This window comes from Streptomyces sp. NPDC052773 (assembly GCF_044547145.1).
Taxonomy (GTDB): Bacteria; Actinomycetota; Actinomycetes; order Streptomycetales; family Streptomycetaceae; genus Streptomyces.
This window is the reverse complement of sequence record NZ_JBITZX010000015.1, coordinates 14,005-35,232: the sequence shown is the minus strand read 5'-3', so window position 1 is coordinate 35,232 and position 21,228 is coordinate 14,005. Positions and strand designations below refer to the sequence as shown.

Annotated in this window: 18 protein-coding genes and 1 pseudogene; 5 read left to right on the top strand and 14 right to left on the bottom strand. The window is 73.2% G+C overall.

Going from position 1 to position 21,228, the window contains the following annotated elements:
- The first annotated feature begins 8 nt into the window (after positions 1–8).
- Positions 9–563, top strand: coding sequence for a cysteine dioxygenase (locus tag ACIG0D_RS28000; protein WP_399806142.1), 555 nt, complete (start codon positions 9–11; stop codon positions 561–563).
- Entirely contained in the window at positions 554–979 is a 426-nt protein-coding gene (locus ACIG0D_RS27995) for a rhodanese-like domain-containing protein (protein ID WP_399806397.1), read from the top strand. Before ACIG0D_RS28000 ends, ACIG0D_RS27995 begins: the two co-directional genes overlap by 10 nt.
- Before the next feature lie 254 nt (positions 980–1,233).
- Here the strand turns inward: ACIG0D_RS27995 and recX are convergent, their stop codons facing one another.
- From recX to ACIG0D_RS27975, 4 genes are all read right to left on the bottom strand, one after another.
- Positions 1,234–2,025 (bottom strand): recombination regulator RecX, encoded by a 792-nt coding sequence (recX, locus tag ACIG0D_RS27990; RefSeq protein WP_399806140.1) that lies wholly within the window; start codon positions 2,023–2,025, stop codon positions 1,234–1,236.
- Between the two features lie 4 nt (positions 2,026–2,029).
- On the bottom strand, positions 2,030–3,160 hold the full coding sequence (recA, locus tag ACIG0D_RS27985; protein ID WP_399806137.1) for a recombinase RecA: 1,131 nt from the start codon (positions 3,158–3,160) through the stop codon (positions 2,030–2,032).
- A 235-nt stretch (positions 3,161–3,395) separates the two neighbouring features.
- Entirely contained in the window at positions 3,396–4,640 is a 1,245-nt protein-coding gene (locus tag ACIG0D_RS27980; protein ID WP_399806135.1) for an AI-2E family transporter, read from the bottom strand.
- A gap of 153 nt (positions 4,641–4,793) precedes the next feature.
- Entirely contained in the window at positions 4,794–4,988 is a 195-nt protein-coding gene (locus ACIG0D_RS27975; RefSeq protein ID WP_365762362.1) for a DUF3046 domain-containing protein, read from the bottom strand.
- Between the two features lie 80 nt (positions 4,989–5,068).
- On the opposite strand from ACIG0D_RS27975, the gene ACIG0D_RS27970 reads away from it, so the two are divergent.
- Positions 5,069–6,013 (top strand): hypothetical protein, encoded by a 945-nt coding sequence (locus ACIG0D_RS27970; RefSeq protein ID WP_399806132.1) that lies wholly within the window; start codon positions 5,069–5,071, stop codon positions 6,011–6,013.
- Between the two features lie 2 nt (positions 6,014–6,015).
- Here the strand turns inward: ACIG0D_RS27970 and ACIG0D_RS27965 are convergent, their stop codons facing one another.
- The 4 genes and pseudogenes from ACIG0D_RS27965 to ACIG0D_RS27950 form a co-directional block, all read right to left on the bottom strand.
- On the bottom strand, positions 6,016–6,324 hold the full coding sequence (locus tag ACIG0D_RS27965) for an AzlD domain-containing protein (RefSeq protein ID WP_399806130.1): 309 nt from the start codon (positions 6,322–6,324) through the stop codon (positions 6,016–6,018).
- Positions 6,321–7,019, bottom strand: coding sequence for an AzlC family ABC transporter permease (locus ACIG0D_RS27960; RefSeq protein ID WP_399806127.1), 699 nt, complete (start codon positions 7,017–7,019; stop codon positions 6,321–6,323). Before ACIG0D_RS27960 ends, ACIG0D_RS27965 begins: the two co-directional genes overlap by 4 nt.
- Positions 7,020–7,272: 253 nt before the next feature.
- Positions 7,273–8,140: pseudogene (locus ACIG0D_RS27955) on the bottom strand (AraC family transcriptional regulator); the annotation flags it as partial.
- A gap of 122 nt (positions 8,141–8,262) precedes the next feature.
- Positions 8,263–9,468, bottom strand: coding sequence for an NAD(P)/FAD-dependent oxidoreductase (locus tag ACIG0D_RS27950; protein ID WP_399806125.1), 1,206 nt, complete (start codon positions 9,466–9,468; stop codon positions 8,263–8,265).
- Positions 9,469–9,629: 161 nt separating this feature from the next.
- On the opposite strand from ACIG0D_RS27950, the gene ACIG0D_RS27945 reads away from it, so the two are divergent.
- Together ACIG0D_RS27945 and ACIG0D_RS27940 are read left to right on the top strand one after the other, a co-directional pair.
- On the top strand, positions 9,630–14,675 hold the full coding sequence (locus ACIG0D_RS27945) for an ATP-dependent helicase (protein ID WP_399806123.1): 5,046 nt from the start codon (positions 9,630–9,632) through the stop codon (positions 14,673–14,675).
- A gap of 42 nt (positions 14,676–14,717) precedes the next feature.
- Positions 14,718–15,536 carry an Fpg/Nei family DNA glycosylase gene (locus tag ACIG0D_RS27940; RefSeq protein ID WP_399806121.1) on the top strand — a complete coding sequence of 273 codons (819 nt, stop codon included), beginning with the start codon at positions 14,718–14,720 and terminating at the stop codon, positions 15,534–15,536.
- 492 nt (positions 15,537–16,028) lie between these two features.
- On the opposite strand, the gene ACIG0D_RS27935 is transcribed toward ACIG0D_RS27940, so the two are convergent.
- From ACIG0D_RS27935 to ACIG0D_RS27910, 6 genes are all read right to left on the bottom strand, one after another.
- A complete protein-coding gene (locus ACIG0D_RS27935; RefSeq protein ID WP_365762376.1) occupies positions 16,029–16,499 on the bottom strand; it encodes a DNA starvation/stationary phase protection protein in 471 nt (156 codons plus the stop codon).
- A gap of 240 nt (positions 16,500–16,739) precedes the next feature.
- On the bottom strand, positions 16,740–17,120 hold the full coding sequence (locus ACIG0D_RS27930; protein WP_166002636.1) for a helix-turn-helix domain-containing protein: 381 nt from the start codon (positions 17,118–17,120) through the stop codon (positions 16,740–16,742).
- A gap of 109 nt (positions 17,121–17,229) precedes the next feature.
- Complete coding sequence (locus tag ACIG0D_RS27925) at positions 17,230–17,787, bottom strand: CinA family protein (protein ID WP_365762378.1); 558 nt, start codon at positions 17,785–17,787, stop codon at positions 17,230–17,232.
- The gene (gene pgsA / locus ACIG0D_RS27920) at positions 17,784–18,638 is read right to left on the bottom strand and encodes a CDP-diacylglycerol--glycerol-3-phosphate 3-phosphatidyltransferase (protein ID WP_399806395.1); all 855 of its coding nucleotides are present in this window, start codon (positions 18,636–18,638) and stop codon (positions 17,784–17,786) included. The genes ACIG0D_RS27925 and pgsA overlap by 4 nt, the downstream gene beginning before the upstream one ends.
- Before the next feature lie 161 nt (positions 18,639–18,799).
- Positions 18,800–20,272: a 30S ribosomal protein S12 methylthiotransferase RimO gene (rimO, locus tag ACIG0D_RS27915; protein WP_399806118.1), complete on the bottom strand. Its 1,473-nt coding sequence runs from the start codon at positions 20,270–20,272 to the stop codon at positions 18,800–18,802.
- A 93-nt stretch (positions 20,273–20,365) separates the two neighbouring features.
- Positions 20,366–21,223 (bottom strand): helix-turn-helix domain-containing protein, encoded by an 858-nt coding sequence (locus ACIG0D_RS27910; protein WP_399806116.1) that lies wholly within the window; start codon positions 21,221–21,223, stop codon positions 20,366–20,368.
- Between the last annotated feature and the right edge of the window lie 5 nt (positions 21,224–21,228).

Here is a 21,228-nt window from a genome sequence, read left to right as displayed (position 1 = left end):
CGGTTCACGTGTCTGCCGTTTTCTCCTCCACCTCCCCCTCCGTCCACGCCCATGGGGCGGGGCGCGGCTCCGCGCCCACCCAGGCCGATCTGCTGGAGTTCGTCCGGCGTACGGCCGCCGACACCGCACTGATCGACTCGCTGCCGCTCGATCCGGAAGGCCGTACCTGGGTGCGGCTCCAGGGACCCGGCGGCAGTGAGGCCTGGCTGATCGGCTGGCCGCCCGGCACGGGCACCGGCTGGCACGACCACGCCGACTCGGTGGGCGCCTTCCTCACCGCGCGCGGCGAGCTACGGGAGAACGCGCTGGCCGCACGGCTGCCCACCGACGGCTGGAAGACCCTGGAACTCACCGAGGGCGTGGACCGGCCGCGCCTGCTGCCGGCCGGTCAAGGCCGCGCCTTCGGCCGCCACCACGTCCACGAGGTGCTCAACGAGTCCACCGAGGAGCACGCGATCTCGGTCCACGCCTACTATCCGCCGCTGCCGCGGATCCGCCGCTACAGCCGCACCGGCCAGGTGCTGCGCCTGGAGCAGGTCGAGCGCCCGGAGGACTGGCAGTGAGCGGCGGCGAGCGCGGTGAACGCGGAGAGCCGGTGGGCATCGACCAGTTGCTGGAGCGGGTGCGGGCGCGGTATCAGCGGGTCGGGCCGCGGGAGGCGTACGCCGCCCAGCAGGCCGGTGAGGCACTGCTGGTGGACATCCGGTACGCCGCGCTGCGCGAGCGGGACGGGCTGATCCCGGGCGCCCTGGTCGTGGAGCGCAACGAGCTGGAGTGGCGGCTCGACCCCTGGGGCAGCCACCGCCTGCCCGAGGCCACCGGCCATGAGCTGCGGGTCGTGGTGCTCTGCAACGAGGGATACGCGTCGTCCCTCGCCGCCGAGTCGCTGCACCGGCTGGGACTGCACCGGGCCACGGATCTGGTGGGCGGCTTCCAGGCGTGGCGGGCGGCGGGGTTGCCGGTGGTCGAGCGGGGCTAGCGGGTGGGATGGGGCGGAGAGCTCGGCGGGGGAAGCGGTGCGGGCGGACGGGAGGGTGTGCGGGCGGGAAGGACGTGCGGACGGGAACGGTGTGCCCCATCGGCCCTGAACGCGATCGGCGCCCCCGCGCGTCCACGGTGTCCAGGGCCCGCGGCGGTACGGCGCCACGTCGGCAGGTCGGGGCCGTCTGGCACGTCAGGGCCGTCTGGCGCCTCGGGGAGGTCAGGCGCCTCGGGGAGGTCAGGCGCCTCGGGTCAGAACCCGTCGTCCCCCAGGAACTCCGTGTCCTCGCCCTCCTCCTCCAGCGCCTGCCGGACGATCCGCAGGGCCATGCCCTCGGAGTAGCCCTTGCGGGCGAGCATTCCCGCGAGGCGGCGGAGCCGCTTGTCGCGGTCGAGGCCGCGGGTGGCGCGCAGCTTGCGGGCGACCAGCTCCCGCGCGGTCGCCTCCTCCTGTTCGGAGTCGAGCCGGCCGACCGCCGCGTCGATCAGCGTGGAGTCGACGCCCTTGGTGCGCAGCTCCTGGGCGAGCGCCCGCCGGGCCAGTCCACGGCCGTGGTGCCGGGACTCCACCCAGGCGTCCGCGAAGGCGCTGTCGTCGATCAGTCCCACCTCTTCGAAGCGCGACAGCACCTCCTCGGCGGCGTCGTCCGGGATCTCCCGCTTGCGCAGGGCGTCCGCGAGCTGCTTCCGGGTGCGCGGGGTCCCGGTGAGCAGGCGCAGGCAGATCGCCCGTGCCCGCTCGACCGGGTCCCCTGAGGACTCCCCCTTCTCGGCCCTCGACGAGAGAGAGGAGCCCCCGTCCTCGGCGGGCGGATCCCCGAAGCCGCGCCGACGTCCACGCCGTCCGCGTGAGCCGCCCGCGCCGCGCGGGGAGCCTCCGCTCGTCCCCTCATCGGGAGACGGGCCGTACGGGTCGTACGAGTGGCGCGGGTCGCCGTCCGGTCGGCCGTCACCCTGCCCGGCGGCGTGCACGTCGTCCTCGCTCCCCGGCTCCCACGGGGGTCCGGGGTGGGCGTACTCGGGCCAGTCGGTTCGCCGTGTCACGGGCTCAGCTCTTGGCGGCCGCGGCCTTGGTCTTGGCCGTCTTCGCCGCCGCCGGGGCAGGCACCGACTTGGCGGCGTCGTCCGCGGCGGGGGTGGTCACCGCGGCGTCCGCGCCCGGCTCGGCGGCCGGCTCCTCGGGCCGCACGCCGACGCCCAGCTTCTCCTTGATCTTCTTCTCGATCTCGTTGGCCAGGTCGGGGTTGTCCTTGAGGAAGTTGCGCGCGTTCTCCTTGCCCTGGCCGAGCTGGTCGCCCTCGTACGTGTACCAGGCGCCGGCCTTGCGGACGAAGCCGTGCTCCACGCCCATGTCGATCAGGCCGCCCTCGCGGCTGATGCCCTGGCCGTAGAGGATGTCGAACTCGGCCTGCTTGAAGGGCGGCGCGACCTTGTTCTTGACGACCTTGCAGCGGGTGCGGTTGCCGACTGCCTCCGTGCCGTCCTTCAGCGTCTCGATGCGTCGGATGTCGATGCGCACCGAGGCGTAGAACTTCAGCGCCCGGCCACCGGTCGTGGTCTCCGGGGAGCCGAACATCACGCCGATCTTCTCGCGGAGCTGGTTGATGAAGATCGCGGTGGTCTTGGACTGGTTGAGCGCGCTGGTGATCTTCCGCAGCGCCTGGCTCATCAGGCGGGCCTGGAGGCCGACATGGCTGTCGCCCATCTCGCCCTCGATCTCCGCGCGCGGGACGAGCGCGGCGACGGAGTCGATGACGATGAGGTCGAGGGCGCCGGAGCGGACCAGCATGTCCACGATCTCCAGGGCCTGCTCGCCGTTGTCGGGCTGGGAGAGGATCAGGTTGTCGATGTCGACGCCGAGCTTGCGCGCGTACTCGGGGTCGAGGGCGTGCTCCGCGTCCACGAAGGCGACCTGACCGCCGGCCTTCTGCGCGTTGGCCACGGCGTGCAGGGTCAGCGTGGTCTTACCGGAAGACTCCGGTCCGTAGATCTCCACGACACGGCCGCGGGGCAGGCCGCCCACGCCGAGGGCCACGTCGAGCGCGGTCGACCCGGTCGGGATGACCTCGATGGGCTCCTTCGACCGCTCGCCCATGCGCATGACCGCGCCCTTGCCGAATTGCCGTTCAATCTGTGCGAGGGCGGCGTCGAGCGCCTTCTCGCGGTCGGTTCCTGCCATGGGTTCCACCCGGTTTGCTTGAGTCGATCGCTTCACGTCAAAGACGCTAACGCCTGCCACTGACAATGCGCCCCGACGCGGGTCCGGCCTGTGGATAACTCGGGCATTTCTCCTGCCAAAGCATGTCGAAACACCCACCGAGAACCTCGCCGGAGCTTCCATATGAATGGATGTTCGATTTTCGTGTCAAGCGAGGCACGCGGTGCGCGAGCGCCGTGCGGGCGCTCGGGTACCGCTAGGTACGAGACTGCCGCCGCGCGCGCAGCCTCTCCCACAGCCGTCGCACCCGTACGACCGGACCGGGTCCGGCACCGCGCCCGCGGTGGCCGTGGACCCGGGGGTCGTCCGTGACGGCGTACCGCTTCACGTACGCCCCGAGGAACGCCTGGAGCGTGGCGACCGCCGGGATGGCGATCAGTGCGCCGACGGCGCCGAGCAGCGCGGTGCCGGCCACGACCGAGCCGAAGGCGACCGCCGGGTGGATGTTGACGGTCTTCGAGGTCAGCTTGGGCTGCAGGACGTAGTTCTCGAACTGCTGGTAGATCACGACGAAGATCAGCACCCACAGCGCGTACCAGGGGTCCACCGTGAAGGCGATCAGCATGGGCAGGGCGCCCGCGAGATAGGTGCCGATGGTGGGGATGAACTGCGACACCAGGCCCACCCAGACCGCCAGCACGGGCGCGTAGGGCACGCCCAGGACCTCCAGGAGCACGTAGTGCGCCACTCCGGAGATCAGCGCCATCAGGCCGCGCGAGTAGATGTAGCCGCCGGTCTTGTCGACGGCGATCTCCCAGGCGCGCAGCACCTCCGCCTGCCGCGCGGGCGGCAGCACGGAGCAGATCGCCCGGCGCAGCCGCGGTCCGTCGGCGGCGAAGTAGAACGAGAACAGGGCGATCGTCAGCGTCTGGAAGAGGCCCCCGAGGACCTGCGCGGACACGTCGAGCACGCCGGTGGCGCTGTTCTGCACGTAGTTGCGCAGCCAGTCGGAGCGGAGCAGGCCCTCCTGGATGTCCACCCGTCTCAGATCGGTGTGGAAGTGGGCGTTGACCCAGTTGATCACGGAGTCGAGGTAGTTCGGGAAGTTCTCGACCATGGTGATGATCTGGCCCGCCAGCATGGACCCCAGCAGGGTGACGAAGCCGGCGGCCACGATCAGCACGGCGAGGATGACCAGGAAGGTGCCGAGCCCGCGGCGGACCCCGCGCGCGGCCATCCAGCTCACCGCCGGCTCGACGGCGAGGGCCAGGAAGAACGCGATCAGGATGTTGATCAGCAGGCCGGTGAGCTGGTGGAAGACCCAACTGCCCAGCTGGAAGACCGCGATGAGCGCGAGCGCCAGCACCATGGCGCGGGGCAGCCAGCGCGGCATGCGCGCGCCGGGCGCGGCGGCGCCGTCGGCCGGGGGCCGGGCGGGCGGCGTCGTGCCGTTCGAGGATGCGTGCTGGGCTGCCTGCCCGGTCTCATCTGTCGCTGCCACGGTGCAAGTCTCGCCCACGCCACCGACATCCGGTCACCGGCCCGCGATCTTCGTGACCCGCCGGCGACCCGTCACCGCCCGTCCACGCCTGCCGGCACCCTGCCCGCGCCCTGCCCACCCCTGTCAGCGCCCCTTGTCAGCGCTTCTCCTGTGTCAGCGCTTCTCCTGCGGCACGTTCATGACGTCGCACACCACGCGCCACACGTCCTTGGCCTCCCAGCCGGCGGCCAGCGCCTCCTGCACGGTGCGCCCGCCCAGCTCCGACATCACGTGATCGCGCGCGAAGGTTTCGGCGTACCCCGTCCCGAAGTGCTCCGCCATCCGCTCCCAGAAGACCGTCAACCGCATGACACCAGTATCCCGCCCCTGAGAGTGGGCTCGATCCGGGACCGCTTGCCGGGCCCCCTTTTCGCCCTACGGTCTGAGCCATGGCCGAACCAGGAGCATCCCCACTCCCCACCACGCCCCCGGCGCGCTCCCCGCTCTTCCGCGCCGAACACTTCGTCTGGCTCACCGCGCGGGTGCTGGAACAGCGCCTCTTCGCATACCACTTCCTCAACGGCGGCGCCGACCCCGTGGAGACCGCGCTGGACGCCTACCGCAACCAGGACGGCGGCTACGGCCACGCCCTGGAACCCGATCTGCGCGGCCCCGTCAGCCAGCCGCTGCACACCGCGCGGGCCCTGCGCGTGCTGGACTCGATCGGGCGCTGCGGCGGACAGCGCGTGGAGCGGGTGTGCCGCTATCTGACCTCCGTGTCCACGGCCGACGGCGCGCTGCCGGCCGTCCATCCCAGCCAGCGCGGCTATCCGGCGGCCCCCTTCGTGCCGGTCGTGGACGATCCGCCCAGTGAACTTCTCGCCACCGGTCCGGTGGTCGGTCTGCTGCACCGCAACGAGGTGTGGCACGCCTGGCTGTTCCGCGCCACGGACTTCTGCTGGCAGGCGGTGGAGTCCCTGGAACGGTCGCATCCGTACGAGATCCAGGCCGCCGTGGCCTTCCTGGACGCCGCGCCGGACCGCGCCCGCGCGGAGGCGGCCGCCGACCGGCTGGGCCGCCTGGTGCGCGAGCAGCGGCTGGCGGCCCTCGACCCGGACCGCCTCGACGCCTACCCCGTCGCCCCCGGTTACGCCCCGGGCGAGCACCACTTCCCGCACGACTACGCGCCGACACCGCAGTCCCTCGCGCGCGCGTGGTTCACCGACGACGAGATGGCACGCTCCCTGGACCACCTGGCGAGCGAGCAGCAGGAGGACGGCGGCTGGCCCATCCGCTGGCGCCAGTGGGCGCCCGGCCCCGCCCTGGAGGCACGCCCCATGGTGACGGTCGAGGCCCTGCGCACCCTCAGGGCGCACGGCCGCCCCATCGGCTGACCTCACCCGCCCAGGGCCCGCACCCCCGCCGTCACCACGACGGCCGCCGCGACGACGAGCAGGAAGGGCGCGCGCAGCACCAGCGCCACCCCGGCCGCCGCGACCCCCGCGGCCCTCGCGTCCAGCACCAGCGTCTGCCCCGCGGCGAAGGTCTGCTGGGCCGTGAGGGCGGCGAGGAGGGCGACCGGCAGCAGCGCGGCCAGCCGCCGGACGAGCGGGCGCTCCAGCACACCGGCGGGGACGATCAGTCCGGCCAGCTTGACGGCATAGCAGCCCGCGACGGTCACCGCGATGGCGATCCAGGTGTTCACCGGCCCTCCTCCCCCGTCCTGCGGCGGCCCCGCGCCCACAGCACGGCCGGCGCCGCCAGGGCGGCCACCAGGACCGGCACGCCCGCGGGCAGCACCGGGAGCAGCCCCAGGCCCAGGACCACGGCGAGCGCGGCGACGGCCCGCTCTGTGGCGGCCCTCAGCATCGGCGCCAGCAGCGCCAGGAAGACCGCGGGTCCGGCCGCGTCGAGTCCCCAGGCGTCGATGTCGCCGATGGCCTCGGCGCCGAGCGCGCCGAGCAGCGTGGTGAGGTTCCACAACAGGTAGAGGCTGAGTCCGGTGACGGCGAACCCGATGCGGGCCGCGCGGCGCGTCGGCTGCGCCAGCGCGACGGCGGCCGTCTCGTCGATCACCCACTGGGCGGCGAACGGCCGCACCGCGCGGGGGAGCGACAGCAGCTGCGAGAGCCGCAGCCCGTAGAAGGCGTTGCGCACGCCCAGGAAGAGGGCACCGGCCGCGGCGGTCACCGGGTTCCCTCCACCGGCGAGTGCCCCCACCAGCGCGAACTGGGACGCGCCGGTGAACACCAGCAGGCTGAGCACACAGGTCTGCGCCAACGTCAGCCCGCTGCCCGCCGAGGTCACCCCGAAGGCGAACCCGGACAGCCCTACGGCCACTCCGACGCCGAGGGCGTCCCGGACGACGGCGGCGTCCGGCTTTCCTCCGCCGTGGGGCATGTCTCCGTCGTGGGGCATTCCTCCGTGGTCCGGCCCTTCTCCGTCGTAGGACCCTCCCCCGCCCTCCGGCCTTCCTCCGTCGTCCGGCCGTCCTCCGCCCTCCGGCTTTGCTCCGTCGTACGGCTTTGCTCCGTCGTACGGCTTTCCGCTGTCGTCCGGCCTTCCGGCGCCGCGCGGGCCTCCGTTGCCGCCCGGTTTTGCGCTCCCACGCGGTCTTCCGTCGTCCGCGCGTATGTCCGCGAAAGCTGTTTCCTCTGCCACCCTTCGGACGGTAGGCGGAGCCGCCGCGACGCGTCTTGTACGTTCTTGCGCTCGCGCTGGTAGGCCCCCGGGGGCACCCCCACGATCCGGCTGAAGTGCCGGTTGAGGTGCGGCTGGTCGGTGAACCCCACGGCGACGGCGGCCTCCGCGGGAGAGCTGCCCGCGTCCAGCAGCCGCCGCACCCGGCGCACCCGCGCGTCGGTCAGCCAGGCGTGCGGTGGCATCCCGTACGCCGACCGGAAGGCCCGCAGCAGCGCGAAGGGGCTGGTTCCCAGGTCTGCCGCCAGCTTCTCCAGGGTGGGCGGCTCGGCCATCCGCTCCTCGAGTACGGCCCGCGCGTGGGCCGCGATCCGCGCCCCGGCCGTCCGGACCCGCCGCTGCGGCAGCGTCCCGCCGTTCAGCCGGAGCAGCCGGGTCACCGCCACCCGCAGCAGCGTGTCGGCGGCCAGCGCGTTGCCCTCGTCGGCGGCGCGCAGCACCTGGTGCACCAGCCCGGCGGCGTACGGGTCGTCGAGCACGGGACTGACGAATCCCGGGGTGCCGCGGATGACGGTCGTCTCGGCCGCGATCTCCGCTACGACCTCGGGCGACGGATACACGGCCCCGTACCGCCATCCCTCGGGCACTCCGGCCCGCCCCGTGTGCGGCGTGTCCGGGTTGACCAGTGCCAGCGCGCCCGGCCCGGCGTACTCGTCGGCGCCCCGGTGCTGGAAGATCTCGACCCCGTCCGCGATCGCGGCGATCACGAAGCCCTCGTGGGTGTGCCGGACGAACGTCTTCCGGATGTACCGGGCCCGCAGCAGATCGACGCCGGGCAACTCGGCGTACTGCCAGTGCCGTGCCCGCTCACTCGAACCCATGGACCCATTGTCGGCCCCCCGGCGGGCGCAGGCGCAGCGGCCGACGACGGCCCGCGCGGTCGGCGCCCGCGCCCCGGACTCGCGCCCGCGCCCCGGACGCCGATCCACTCTCCGCGCGGGGCTCAGGCCACCGGGTCGGCGACGGACGGCGCCTCGGCGCGCCGGGTCTCCAGCAGTTGCCGGCGCTGGGCACCTCCCGGGATTCGGTGCAGGCGGTACGCACCCGGCTTGCGGGCCTCGTCGGCCAGGTGCTTGACGACGCCGCTGCACACCATCTCCTTGAGCTTCGCGCCGGTGCGGCCGTCGAGGTGGAATCCCAGTGCGACGTCGGTGCGGTGGGCGAACTGGAAGACGCCGGTCCGTCGCCCCAGGCTCAGGCACTGGGCTGCGAACGGCTGGTTGAGCGTCGCGGGTCGCTCCCCCGCGATGCGGCTGAGCACCGTGTCGGCGGCCCGTGCGCCCAGCGGCATCGCGGTCTGGCAGCTCATCCGCAGCGGCAGGCCCGACGGCGCCGCCGAGTCCCCGGCCGCGACGATGCGTTCGTCGTCCACGCTGGTCAGCGTCTCGTCGGTGAGCAGCCGGCCCAGGGCGTCCGTGCTCAGCCCGCTGCGCGCGGCCAGGTCGGGCACGCCGAATCCGGCGGTCCAGATGGTCACCCCGCTCGGCAGGGTGCGGCCGTCGGCGAGCCGTACGGTGTCGCGGGTCACCGCCGTCACCTTGCTGTCCGTGCCGTCGAGCACGGTCACTCCGAGGCCGGCCAGCGTCCTGGCGACCGAGCGCCGCCCGCGGGGGTGCAGGTACGGGCCGAGCACCCCGCCGCAGACCAGGGTCACCGTACGGCCGGCCTCCGCCAGCTCGGCGGCGGTCTCGATGCCGGTCGGACCGGCTCCGACCACCGTCACCGGGGCCGACGCGGACGCCGCGTCGAGAGCCGGCCGCAGGCGCTGCGCGTCCTCCAGGGTGGCGACCGGGTAGGCGAACCGCGCCGCCCCGGGCACATCCGGGTCGGGGCTCCCGCTGCCCACGGCGTAGACCAGGTGGTCGTAGCCGACCGTGCCACCGCTCGCCAAAGTCACGCCGCGCGCGGCGGCGTCGATCCGGGTCACGGTGTCGACCACCAGTGCCACGCCGTCGGCCAGGACCTCCCGGTAGTCGACGACCGCGTCGCCGGTCCCGCCGACCAGCTGGTGCAGGCGGAGCCGGTGGACGAAGGACGGGCGCGGGTTGATCAGCGTCACGGTCACGTCGTCGCGCCGCGTCAGCCGGTTGGCCGCCATGACGCCGGCGTATCCGCCGCCGATCACGACGACATCGGTGTTCTCAGCCATGGTGTCTCCTCCGCTGTCAGGGGGTCGACCACGAGACACCGCCTCGTCGGCCGCTGTGACAGTGCGTGAGACAGATCACTCGGATCCGGGCAGTCCCGCCGAGGAACGCCGGAAAAGCCCAGGTCAGGCGCATTGTCAGTGGCGGGGTGCAGGATGGACGCATGGCCAGCTCCCGACACCGAGCCCTGGACGGGTTCTCCCCCGCGACCCGCGGCTGGTTCGCGGGTGCCTTCTCCGCGCCCACGGCCGCTCAGGCGGGCGCCTGGAAAGCCATCCGCGAGGGCTCGGACGTCCTGGTGGTCGCCCCCACCGGGTCCGGCAAGACCCTGGCCGCCTTTCTCGCCGCCCTGGACCAGCTCGCCTCCACACCCCCGCCGGCGGATCCGAAGAAGCGCTGCCGCGTCCTGTACGTCTCCCCGCTGAAGGCCCTGGCCGTCGACGTCGAGCGCAACCTGCGCAGCCCGCTCACCGGCATCCGCCAGGAGGCCGTCCGCCTCGGCCTGCCGGAACCGGAGGTCAAGGTCGGCATCCGCTCCGGCGACACCCCCGCCGCCGAGCGCCGCGCCCTGGCCACGCGCCCGCCGGACATCCTGATCACCACTCCCGAGTCCCTGTTCCTGATGCTGACCTCGGCCACGCGGGACGCGCTGACAGGCGTGGAGACGGTGATCCTCGACGAGGTGCACGCGGTGGCCGGCACCAAGCGCGGGGCCCATCTGGCACTGTCCCTGGAGCGCCTGGACGAGCTGCTGCCGAGGCCGGCCCGCCGTATCGGCCTGTCGGCCACCGTCCGCCCGGTCGACGAGGTCGCCCGTTTCCTGTCCCCGCGCGGCAAGGTGGAGATCGTCCAGCCGAAGTCCGGCAAGGAGTTCGACCTGTCGGTGGTCGTCCCGGTCGAGGACCTGGGCGAGCTGGGCGGCTCCCCGGTCGCCGAGGGCACGGAGGGCGGCGAGCGGCCCTCCATCTGGCCGCATGTCGAGGAGCGGATCACCGATCTCGTCCAGTCCCACCGCTCGACCATCGTCTTCGCCAACTCCCGCCGCCTCGCCGAGCGCCTGTGCAACCGCCTCAACGAGATCGCGTACGAGCGGGCCACCGGCCAGTCCCTGGACGAGCACCACTCCCCCGCCGAGCTGATGGGCGGCTCGGGCGCCGCCCACGGCGCCCCGCCCGTCATCGCGCGCGCCCACCACGGCTCGGTCTCCAAGGAGCAGCGCGCCCTGGTCGAGGAGGACCTGAAGGCCGGCCGTCTGCCCGCCGTCGTGGCCACCTCCAGCCTCGAACTCGGCATCGACATGGGCGCGGTCGACCTGGTCGTCCAGGTGGAGTCCCCGCCCTCCGTGGCCTCCGGCCTGCAGCGCGTCGGCCGCGCGGGACACCAGGTCGGCGCGGTCTCGACCGGTGTGGTCTTCCCGAAGTACCGCGGCGACCTGGTCCAGGCGGCCGTCGTCACCGAGCGCATGCGCACCGGCGCGATCGAGTCCCTGAAGATCCCCGCCAACCCCCTGGACGTGCTGGCCCAGCAGCTGGTGGCGATGACGGCGATGGACACCTGGCAGGTTGACGACCTGCTCGCCACCGTCCGCCGCGCCGCCCCCTTCGCCTCGCTCCCGGAGTCGGCGTTCACCGCGGTCCTCGACATGCTCGCCGGCCGCTACCCGTCCGACGCCTTCGCCGAGCTGCGCCCGCGCGTGGTGTGGGACCGCGTCGCCGGCACCGTCACCGGCCGCCCCGGCGCCCAGCGCCTCGCCGTCACCTCCGGCGGCACCATCCCGGACCGGGGACTCTTCGGCGTCTTCCTGGCCGGAGCCGACCCCAAGAAGGGCGGCGGCCGGGTCGGCGAGCTGGACGAGGAGATGGTGTACGAGTCCCGCGTGGGGGATGTCTTCACCCTGGGCACCAGCTCCTGGCGTATCGAGGACATCACCCGCGACCGTGTCCTCGTCTCCCCGGCCCCCGGCGTCCCGGGCCGGCTGCCCTTCTGGAAGGGCGACCAGCTGGGCCGCCCGCTGGAGCTGGGCCGCGCGGTGGGCGCGTTCCTGCGCGAGGTCGGCTCGCTCCCCAAGGACGACGCGCGTCTTCGTCTGCTCGCGGCGGGCCTGGACGCCTGGGCCGCCGACAACGTGCTCTCCTACCTGGACGAGCAGCGCGAGGCCTGCGGTCACGTCCCGGACGACCGCACGATCGTCGTGGAGCGCTTCCGTGACGAACTCGGCGACTGGCGGGTCGTCGTGCATTCCCCCTTCGGCGCCCAGGTCCACGCCCCGTGGGCGCTCGCCCTCGGCGCCAAGCTCTCCGAGCGGTACGGCATGGACGCCCAGGTGATGCACGCCGACGACGGCATCGTGCTGCGCCTGCCCGACGCGGACCTGCTGGGCATGGACCTGCTCGACCAGGAGCCCATGAAGGCGGGGACGGAGTACGACACGGAGCAGGCGCCGGTCGGCGCGGCCGACGTCGTCTTCGACAAGGGCGAGATCGACCAGATCGTCACCGACCAGGTCGGCGGCTCGGCCCTTTTCGCGGCCCGCTTCCGCGAGTGCGCCGCCCGCGCGTTGCTGCTGCCGCGCCGCAACCCCGGCAAGCGCACCCCGCTGTGGCAGCAGCGCCAGCGCGCCTCGCAGCTGCTCCAGGTGGCGAGCGAGTTCGGCTCGTTCCCGATCGTCCTGGAGGCGGTCCGCGAATGCCTCCAGGACGTCTTCGACGTCCCCGGGCTCGTTGAGCTGATGGGCGACCTGGAGTCCCGCAAGGTCCGTCTGGTCGAGGTCACCACCCCCGAGCCGTCCCCCTTCGCCCGCTCCCTGCTCTTCGGTTACGTCGCCCAGTTCCTGTACGAGGGGGACTCACCGCTCGCCGAGCGCCGCGCCGCCGCCCTGTCGCTGGACTCCCGCCTGCTGGCCGAGCTGCTGGGCCAGGCGGAGCTGCGCGAACTGCTCGACGCGGAGGTGCTGACCGAACTGGAGCAGGAACTCCAGTGGCTCACCGAGGACCGCCGCGTCAAGGACGTCGAGGGCGTCGCCGACCTGCTGCGGCTCCTCGGCCCCCTCACCGACGCCGAACTGGCCGAGCGGGGCGCCGAACCCCAGTGGGCCCAGGAGCTGGCCGGCGCCCGCCGCGCGATCCGCGTCCGCATCGCCGGCGCCGACCACTGGGCGGCGATCGAGGACGCGGGCCGCCTGCGCGACGCCCTCGGCACGGCCCTCCCGGTCGGCGTCCCGGAGGCCTTCACCGAACCGGTGAAGGACCCCCTGGGCGACCTCCTCGCTCGCTACGCCCGCACCCACGGCCCGTTCACCTCCGCCACCGCGGCGGCCCGCTTCGGCCTCGGCGTGGCGGTCACCGACGGCGCCCTGCAACGGCTCGCGGCCTCCGGACGGATCGTCCAGGGCGAGTTCCATCCGGCCGGCATCGGCCAGGAGTGGTGCGACGCGGCCGTCCTGCGCCGGCTGCGCCGTCGGTCCCTCGCCGCGCTGCGGCACGAACTGGAGCCGGTGCCCCCGCCCGCTCTCGCCCAGTTCCTCCCCCAGTGGCAGCACATCGGCCAGGGCCACACCCTGCGCGGCATCGACGGACTGGTGCGCGCCATCGAGCAGTTGCAGGGCGCCTCGGTGCCCGCGTCCGCCCTGGAGAAACTGGTCCTGCCGTCCCGGGTGACCGGCTACGCCCCGGCGATGCTCGACGAACTCACCGCCGCCGGAGAGGTCGTATGGGCCGGCGCGGGCGCCCTGCCCGGCAAGGACGGCTGGGTCTCCCTGTACCTCGCGGACGCGGCCCCGCTGCTCCTGCCGCCCCCGCACCCGCTGGAGCTGACGGCGCTTCACCAGTCCGTCCTGGACACCCTCTCCGGTGGCTACGGCCTGTTCTTCCGCCAGATCGCCGACCAGGTCCGCGCGACCACCCACCCGGAGGTCACCGACCCGCAACTGGCCGACGCCCTCTGGGACCTGGCCTGGTCCGGGCGGCTGACCAACGACACGCTCGCCCCGATGCGCGCCCTGCTCGGCTCCGGCCGCACCGCCGGCTCCACCGCCCACCGTGCCAAGCGCGCGGTCCCGCGCGGGCGTTACGGCTCCCTGACCGCCGCCGCCCGCCCGGCGTCCCGCAGCGGTCCCCCGACCGTCGCCGGCCGCTGGTCCCTGCTCCCGCAGCGCGAGCCCGACACCACGGTCCGCGCCCACGCCCTGGCCCGCACCCTGCTCGACCGGCACGGGGTGGTGACCCGGGGCGCGGTGGCCGCGGAGGGCGTCGAGGGCGGCTTCTCGGCGACGTACCGCATCCTGTCCGCCTTCGAGGAGAGCGGCCAGGCCCGGCGCGGCTATGTGGTGGAGGGCCTGGGCGCCGCCCAGTTCGCCATGGACGGCGCGGTGGACCGCCTCCGCGCGGTGGCGAACGCCCGCGAGCGCAACGCCGGCCGCCCCGACGCCGACTTCACCCACGGCACCCCCGGCCTCCCCGGCACGGGCCCCGGCTCCCGCCCCGGCACCGGCACCCCTGTCGGCATCGACGGCGCCACCGCCGACTTCCTCGACGGCGCCCACCCCCTGGGCCCCTTCGAGGACCACTCGGCCTCCTGGTACGGCACCCCGGACGGAGCCGACCCGTTCGACACCCCGGCCGGCCACCCGGCGCCGCGCGAGTACGCCTCCCCGCGCGACCCGGCCCCGCCGGCCCCCACCTGGCAGAACGGCGGCCGCCCGCCGTACACCCCGGGCTCCGGCCGCCGCGCCCCCGGCAACTACGGAACCCCCGGAGCCCCCGGCGCCCCCGGAACCCTCGGCAACTACGGCACCCCCGGAATCCACCGCACCACCCCCACCCCCCGCGCCGTCGTCCTCGCCGCCGCCGACCCGGCGAACGCCTACGGCGCGGCCCTGCCCTGGCCCGACCCGCCCACCGACGCGGGCCACAAGCCGGGCCGCAAGGCGGGCTCGCTCGTCGTCCTCGTCGAGGGCGACCTGGTGATCTACATGGAGCGCGGCGGCAAGACCCTGCTGGCCTGGCCCACCGAGCCGGACACCGACCCCTCAGACGACCACCGGCTGCGCGCCGCCGCCGAGGCCCTCGCCGAGGCCGCCCGCGCGGGCTCCCTCGGCACGGTCACCGTCGAACGGATCAACGGCGCCCAGGCCCTGACCTCACCCGTGGGCAGCCTCCTGGAAGGAGCGGGTTTCATCGCCACGCCCAGAGGCCTGCGGCTGCGGGCCTGACACACCCGCCCGGTCGCCACCGCCTCGTGCCACCCTTGAGCCATGCCCGAAGGAGACACGGTCTGGCAGGCCGCGAGCCGGCTGCACGCCGCCCTCGCCGGCAAGGTGCTGACCCGCTCCGACCTGCGCGTCCCCCGGTATGCCACCACCGACCTCACCGGCCGCGGCGTCCTCGACGTCACCCCCCGCGGCAAGCACATCCTCACCCGCATCGAGGGCGGTCTCACCCTGCACTCGCATCTGCGGATGGACGGCTCCTGGAAGGTGTACGCGGCCGGTGAGCGCTGGACCGGCGGCCCGGCGCACCAGATCCGCGCGATCCTCGGCACCGCCGACCGCACGGCCGTCGGCTACCGCCTCCCCGTGCTGGAACTGCTCCGCACGGCCGACGAGGACCGCGCCGTAGGCCACCTCGGCCCGGACCTGCTGGGCCCGGACTGGGATCCCGACCGCGCCCTCGCCAACCTCCTCGCGGACCCGGCCCGCCCGCTCGGCGAGGCCCTGCTGGACCAGCGCAACCTGGCCGGCATCGGCAACGTGTTCAAGAGCGAGCTGTGCTTCCTGCTGGGCGCAACACCGTGGCTGCCCGTCGGCGCCCTCCCCGCCGACCGCGCCGCCCGGCTCGCGGACCTCGCCAAGAAGCTGCTGGAGGCGAACCGCGACCGCCCGGTCCGCAGTACGACGGGCCGCCGCGGCCAGGATCTGTACGTCTACGGCCGCGCGCCCCGCCCCTGTCTGCGCTGCGGCACCCCCGTCCGGGTCGCCGACCAGGGCGACGGCTCCCGCGAGCGCCCCACCTATTGGTGTCCCACCTGCCAGACCGGCCCGGCCCCGCAGCCACACCGCCGCCCCACCAATTGACGGACCATCAGGTCCGCTCGCCCGACTTTCACGTTCCGTCAGATGATCCCGGCTGTGGACCCGAACTGGAACCCGCCGCAGAACTCACATCCGACCCCGCACCCGGACCCGGCGCATCTGCCTCCGCCCCCGCCCCCGACTCACCCACCCCCCGCCAAGCCGCCCGCCACCGCCCCGTGGCGACCGCCCCCACGGCCCGCGCCTTGGACACGGTGTGCACCGGAAGCAGACTCAGCCCCCATCCCCCCGCCGCGACAGTCCCTTCAACCGCCCCCGCGTCCGGCGTGACCGCCACCCGCAGCACGGCCCACCACCACACCACCCCGAGCCCCAGCACGGCCCCCCAGCGCACTATCCGCCCCGCCATGGCCGCCACCTCCAGCCCGACGCCAGAACGCCGTCTCACCCCGACCGGGCCGACGCTAGACGGCCACTCTCAGCGCGGGGAGGGCGCACCACCGACACACAGGCGCACCACTCACCCACCGCGCGTCACACGTTCTCCGCCTGGAACATCCAGTGATGCTTCTCGAGGTCCGCGGTGATCTGGATGAAGATGTCCTGCGACACCGGGTCGGGTTCGGCGGTGTTCTGCACCCGTTCCCGCATCCGGGTGATCACCGCCCCCAGCGCGGCCACGAGCACCCGTACCGCGTCCTCGTCCTTGACCCAGCCCCCGGGGACCTCGCCGATCCCGCTGCCGGAGGCCACCGTCGCGGCCCGCCCGTCCGGGGAGACGCCCAGCGCGGAGGCCCGCTCGGCGACGGTGTCGGAGTGCGTCCGCGCGGTGTCCACGACCTCGTCCAGCTGAAGGTGCACGGACCGGAAACGTGGTCCCACGACGTTCCAGTGGACCTGCTTCGCCACCAGCGCCAGGTCGACCAGGTCGACGAGGGCACCCTGCAAGGAGTCGGCGACGGTCTTCAGGTCCGTCTCGGACAGCGGGCTCTTGACGACGTTCATCCGCACCTCCGTTGGCTCACCCGGTCGTGGCATCTCCACGATGACCGGATCACCGATATCCGGCAAACGGAGCAAACAACTCACCACGCCGACGAAGCCGACGCGGACGGCGCTGACCGCCACTCCACCACCCCGCCCACCCGGATACGCGAAAACCCCGACCACCTCCCCCGGGATCTCCCGGAGAAGCCCCGGCCGGGGCTCACACGTCACACGACCTTGTTCAGCGTCGCACCGCACCTACGCGGCGACCACGTCCACCGCTTCGGCGGGCGCCTTGATGGTCACCCGCTCCGGTGGCACGCCGGTCACCGAAACGGAGCCCAGCATCGGACGAACCGGCGTGGGCACAGATTCACTGGGGGTGGCCGCAGCGGACTGGGCCAGCTCGGCGAGGGCGAGCTCGTCGCTCACTTCCCGCATCAGCTCGGACATCCGTACGTCCAGCGCGTCGCAGATGGCGGCGAGCAGTTCGGAGGAAGCCTCCTTCTGCCCCCGCTCCACCTCGGAGAGATAGCCGAGCGAGACTCGGGCGGACGAGGAGACTTCGCGCAGAGTACGGCCCTGGCGCTGGCGCTGCCGACGCAGCACGTCACCCAACAGGCGACGGAGCAGAATCATCGGTGGCTCCCTCCTCGGACCGCGTAGCCGCATCCTTCACGCCCCACCGTACCGCCTCGCGCCGCGGCCGTGCGGGGAGCGATGTCGTGTTCACTCAGGGCTGCAAACATCAAAACCCCCCGTTCTTTTCCGTATCCTGTGCCCGCTCATTCCCGGTCTGTTCGCTCGCAAGCTCCTTCAGGAGGAGTGCGAGTACGCTCCGTACACTCTCCATACGAATTTCCGCGCGGTCGCCGTTCAACCGCAGCGGCTCCACTTTTCCGCCACCGGCGGAACCGGAACCAGGGTCGCACGGCCCGTCGAGGCCCACGAAAACCGTCCCCACGGGCTGCCCGTCCTGAGGGTCGGGGCCGGCGACCCCGGTGGTCGCGATGCCCCAGTCGGCGCTCAGCGCCTTCCGCACTCCCGCCGCCATCTGGGCCGCGACCTGCGGGTTCACCGCCCCGTGCTGAGCCAGCAGAGTGGCGTCGACGCCCAGCAGCCGGTGCTTCAGCTCCGTGGCGTACGGCGTCACCGAGCCCCGGAACACCTTGGACGCTCCCGGAACCGCCGTGAGCTCCGCGGCGACCAGTCCACCGGTCAGCGACTCGGCGACGGCGACCGTCTCGCCCCTCACTCCGAGTAGTCGCACCACGTCGGCGGCGATGTCGGCGGCCGTGGACCTCACCCTTCCGTCTCCTCCAACGCGGCCTTGCGCTCGGCGATTCCCCGCCTGCGCAGCACAATGGCTTGTCTCACATAGTCCAGACCGGTCACCACGGTCAAAACGACCGCCGCGGCCATCACCCAGAAGCGCAGGGTGGCCAGCCACCCGGTCAGCGCCAGCACGTACATCCCGACGGCCACGCCCTGGGTGAGGGTCTTGAGCTTGCCGCCCCGGCTCGCCGGGATGACCCCGTAGCGAATGACCAGAAAACGCAGCAGGGTGATTCCGACCTCACGCCCGAGGATGACGGCCGTCACCCACCACGGCAGGTCGCCGAGCGCCGAGAGACAGATCAGCGCCGCTCCCATGATCGCCTTGTCGGCGATGGGGTCGGCGATCTTCCCGAAGTCGGTGACGAGGTTGTAGGCGCGCGCGAGGTGGCCGTCGAAGAGGTCGGTGATCATGGCGATGGCGAAGGCCGCCCAGGCGAGCGAGCGCCACGCCGGGTCGTACCCGCCGTCGGCCAGCATCAGCATGACGAAGGCCGGCACCAGGACCAGCCGGAGCATGGTCAGCAGGTTGGCGATGTTCCAGACGCTGGCCTGGTTCACCGCGGCAGCCGCGATCTTGCCGCCCCGCGCGGGCCGCGCACCCCCGGCCGCGCCTCCCGACGCGCTCCCGGTCACATCCCCGGCAGCACTTCCCGACGCACCCCTGGACGCGCCCTCGGACGTACCCCCGGCCGCACCGCCGGACACCCGCCCGGCCGCGCCCCCCGACGCGCCCCCGGCCGTACCCCGCGCCGCACTCCCGGCCGCGTTCCCCGACGCACCCCCGGAAGCACCCGACGCATCCCCGGAACCCCCCGCCATCGAGGACGCGGCGACACCGGCACCCCGGACCCCGCCGGCACCCGAACCCTGGGCGGCACCCGGCCCCTGGGCGGCGCCACCGGCCGCCCCCGGACCCTGGGCGGAGGCCGCAGCCGCGCCGTTCGCCCGGGCGGGACCGCCCGCGGCCGCCGGCACTCCGGTCATCTGCCCGCCTCCTCACTGCCTCCGGGATGGCCCGCCAGCGGCTCGGCCACCAGGTCGACACCCTCGGTACCGACCACCTTCGCCTCGACCATAAGACCGACGCTGAGGCCCTCGCCGCTCGTCAGCAGCACTTGTCCGTCCGTCTCGGGCGCCTGGTGCGCCGCACGGCCGTAGACGCCCTCCGCCTCGTCGACCGACTCGACCAGGACGCGCACGGTCGAGCCCACGCGCTCCTCGGCGCGCTGCGAGACCAGCTCCTCGGCCAGCCGGGAGACCCGGGCCAGGCGTTCGGCGACGACGTCCTCGTCGAGCTTGTTGTCGTACGTCGCGGCTTCGGTGCCCTCCTCGTCGGAGTAACCGAAGACGCCGATGGCATCCAGCCGCGCGTTGTTCAGGAAGCGCTCCAGCTCGGCCAGGTCGGCCTCGGTCTCGCCGGGGAAGCCGACGATGAAGTTCGAACGCACACCGGCCTCGGGAGCCTTGCTCCGGATGGTGTCCAGCAGCTCCAGGAAGCGGTCGGTGTCACCGAAGCGGCGCATCGCGCGCAGCACGTCCGGGGCCGAGTGCTGGAAGGAGAGGTCGAAGTAGGGGGCGACCTTGGGGGTGGAGGTCAGCACGTCGATCAGGCCGGGGCGCATCTCGGCGGGCTGCAGGTAACTCACCCGCACCCGCTCGATGCCGTCGACCTCGGCCAGCTCGGGCAGCAGGGACTCCAGCAGGCGGATGTCGCCCAGGTCCTTGCCGTAGGAGGTGTTGTTCTCGGAGACCAGCATGATCTCCTTCACGCCCTGCTCGGCCAGCCACCGCGTCTCGTTGAGCACGTCGCTCGGGCGGCGGGAGATGAAGGAGCCGCGGAAGGACGGGATGGCGCAGAAGGTGCAGCGCCGGTCGCAGCCGGAGGCCAGCTTCACCGAGGCGACCGGGGAGCCGTCCAGCCGCCGGCGCAGCGGCGCGCGGGGGCCGGAGGCGGGGGCCACGCCCTCCGGGAGGTCGGCGGGAGCGTGCCCCGGAAGGGCGACCTCCGCCGCGGACTCCTGGCGCTGGGCCGGGCTGATCGGCAGCAGCTTGCGCCGGTCGCGCGGGGTGTGGGCGGCGTGGATGCCGCCGCTGAGGATGGTCTGGAGGCGGTCGGAGATGTCGGCGTAGTCGTCGAAGCCGAGCACGCCGTCGGCCTCGGGCAGGGCCTCGGCCAGCTCCTTGCCGTACCGCTCGGCCATGCAGCCGACCGCGACCACGGCCTGGGTCTTGCCGTGGTTCTTGAGGTCGTTCGCCTCCAGCAGCGCGTCGACGGAGTCCTTCTTGGCGGCGTCGACGAAGCCACAGGTGTTGACCACGGCGACATCGGCTTCCGCTGCGTCCTCGACGAGCTGCCAGCCGTCCGCCTCCAAACGGCCTGCCAGCTCCTCCGAGTCCACCTCGTTACGGGCGCAGCCAAGGGTGACCAGTGCGACGGTACGGCGTTCAGGCATGGGCTCAAGACTACTTCGTCCCACGGACACCCCACGTCGACGGGGTTGACCGATCTTGGCCAACCCCGTACCGGCTTCCCCTGATGCGGACGCTTATCCGACCTGGGGGTCGCCCTTGGTGTACGTCAGCCGCTCGACGGCGCCCGGCTGGAAGTCGTCCTCGATCTTCTTGCCGTTCACATAGAGCTGGATGGCGCCCGCGTCACCGAGCACCAGGTTGATCTTGGAGCTGTCCTGGAAGGTCTTGGAGTCACCCTGCTTGAGCAGCCCGTCGAAGAGCAGTCGGCCGCTGTGGTCCTTGGCCGAGATCCAGCTGCGCCCGTCGACCGCGCTGACCTGCACCGTGACCTTGTCCTGCGGGGCGGCGGCGATGGCGCTCTCGGTCGGGTCCGACTTCGGGACGGAGGTCTTGCCGTCGCCGGCGCCGGGCGAGGAGGTCTTGCTCTGCGTCGGCGTGGCGCCCTCCGCCACCTGGGCCTCGGCGCCGCTGTCGGAGTCGCCGCTGAACACGGTGAACCCGACGAAGACGACCACGGCGACGATCGCGGCGACCATGGCCGCGGTCCAGTTCGGGCCCCGCCGTTCCGGGCGGATGCGCTCCGCCTCGAACAGGGGTGCGGCAGGGGTGGGCGCCGGCCGGCCGCCGTGCTCGGCGTCGTACTGCGCGATCAGCGGCGCCGGATCCAGGTGGACGGCCTTGGCCAGGGTCCTGATGTGGCCGCGGGCGTAGACGTCCCCGCCACAGGGGGCGAAGTCATCGGCCTCGATCGCGTGCACGATCGCGATCCGGACGCGGGTGGCGGCACTGATGTCGTCGACGGTCAGCCCGGCCGCGATACGGGCCTGCTGCAGGGCACGGCCGATGGGGGTGCGGGGCTTCTCGGGAACGTCGGAAACGTCGGTTACGTCATCGAACGGACGCTCGTCTTCAGGGGAGTTGCCGATGGACACGGGGG

What these genes read in the sequence shown, in the direction of transcription:
- ACIG0D_RS27950 (WP_399806125.1), bottom strand. Translation starts at nt 9,468, where the DNA reads ATGGCTGAGAACACCGATGTCGTCGTGATCGGCGGCGGATACGCCGGC.
- rimO (WP_399806118.1), bottom strand. Translation starts at nt 20,272, where the DNA reads ATGCCTGAACGCCGTACCGTCGCACTGGTCACCCTTGGCTGCGCCCGT.
- ACIG0D_RS27975 (WP_365762362.1), bottom strand. Translation starts at nt 4,988, where the DNA reads ATGCGGTTGACGGTCTTCTGGGAGCGGATGGCGGAGCACTTCGGGACG.
- ACIG0D_RS27930 (WP_166002636.1), bottom strand. Translation starts at nt 17,120, where the DNA reads ATGATTCTGCTCCGTCGCCTGTTGGGTGACGTGCTGCGTCGGCAGCGC.
- ACIG0D_RS27935 (WP_365762376.1), bottom strand. Translation starts at nt 16,499, where the DNA reads ATGAACGTCGTCAAGAGCCCGCTGTCCGAGACGGACCTGAAGACCGTC.
- ACIG0D_RS27970 (WP_399806132.1), top strand. Translation starts at nt 5,069, where the DNA reads ATGGCCGAACCAGGAGCATCCCCACTCCCCACCACGCCCCCGGCGCGC.
- recA (WP_399806137.1), bottom strand. Translation starts at nt 3,160, where the DNA reads ATGGCAGGAACCGACCGCGAGAAGGCGCTCGACGCCGCCCTCGCACAG.
- ACIG0D_RS27945 (WP_399806123.1), top strand. Translation starts at nt 9,630, where the DNA reads ATGGCCAGCTCCCGACACCGAGCCCTGGACGGGTTCTCCCCCGCGACC.
- ACIG0D_RS27960 (WP_399806127.1), bottom strand. Translation starts at nt 7,019, where the DNA reads ATGCCCCACGGCGGAGGAAAGCCGGACGCCGCCGTCGTCCGGGACGCC.
- ACIG0D_RS27940 (WP_399806121.1), top strand. Translation starts at nt 14,718, where the DNA reads ATGCCCGAAGGAGACACGGTCTGGCAGGCCGCGAGCCGGCTGCACGCC.
- pgsA (WP_399806395.1), bottom strand. Translation starts at nt 18,638, where the DNA reads ATGGCGGGGGGTTCCGGGGATGCGTCGGGTGCTTCCGGGGGTGCGTCG.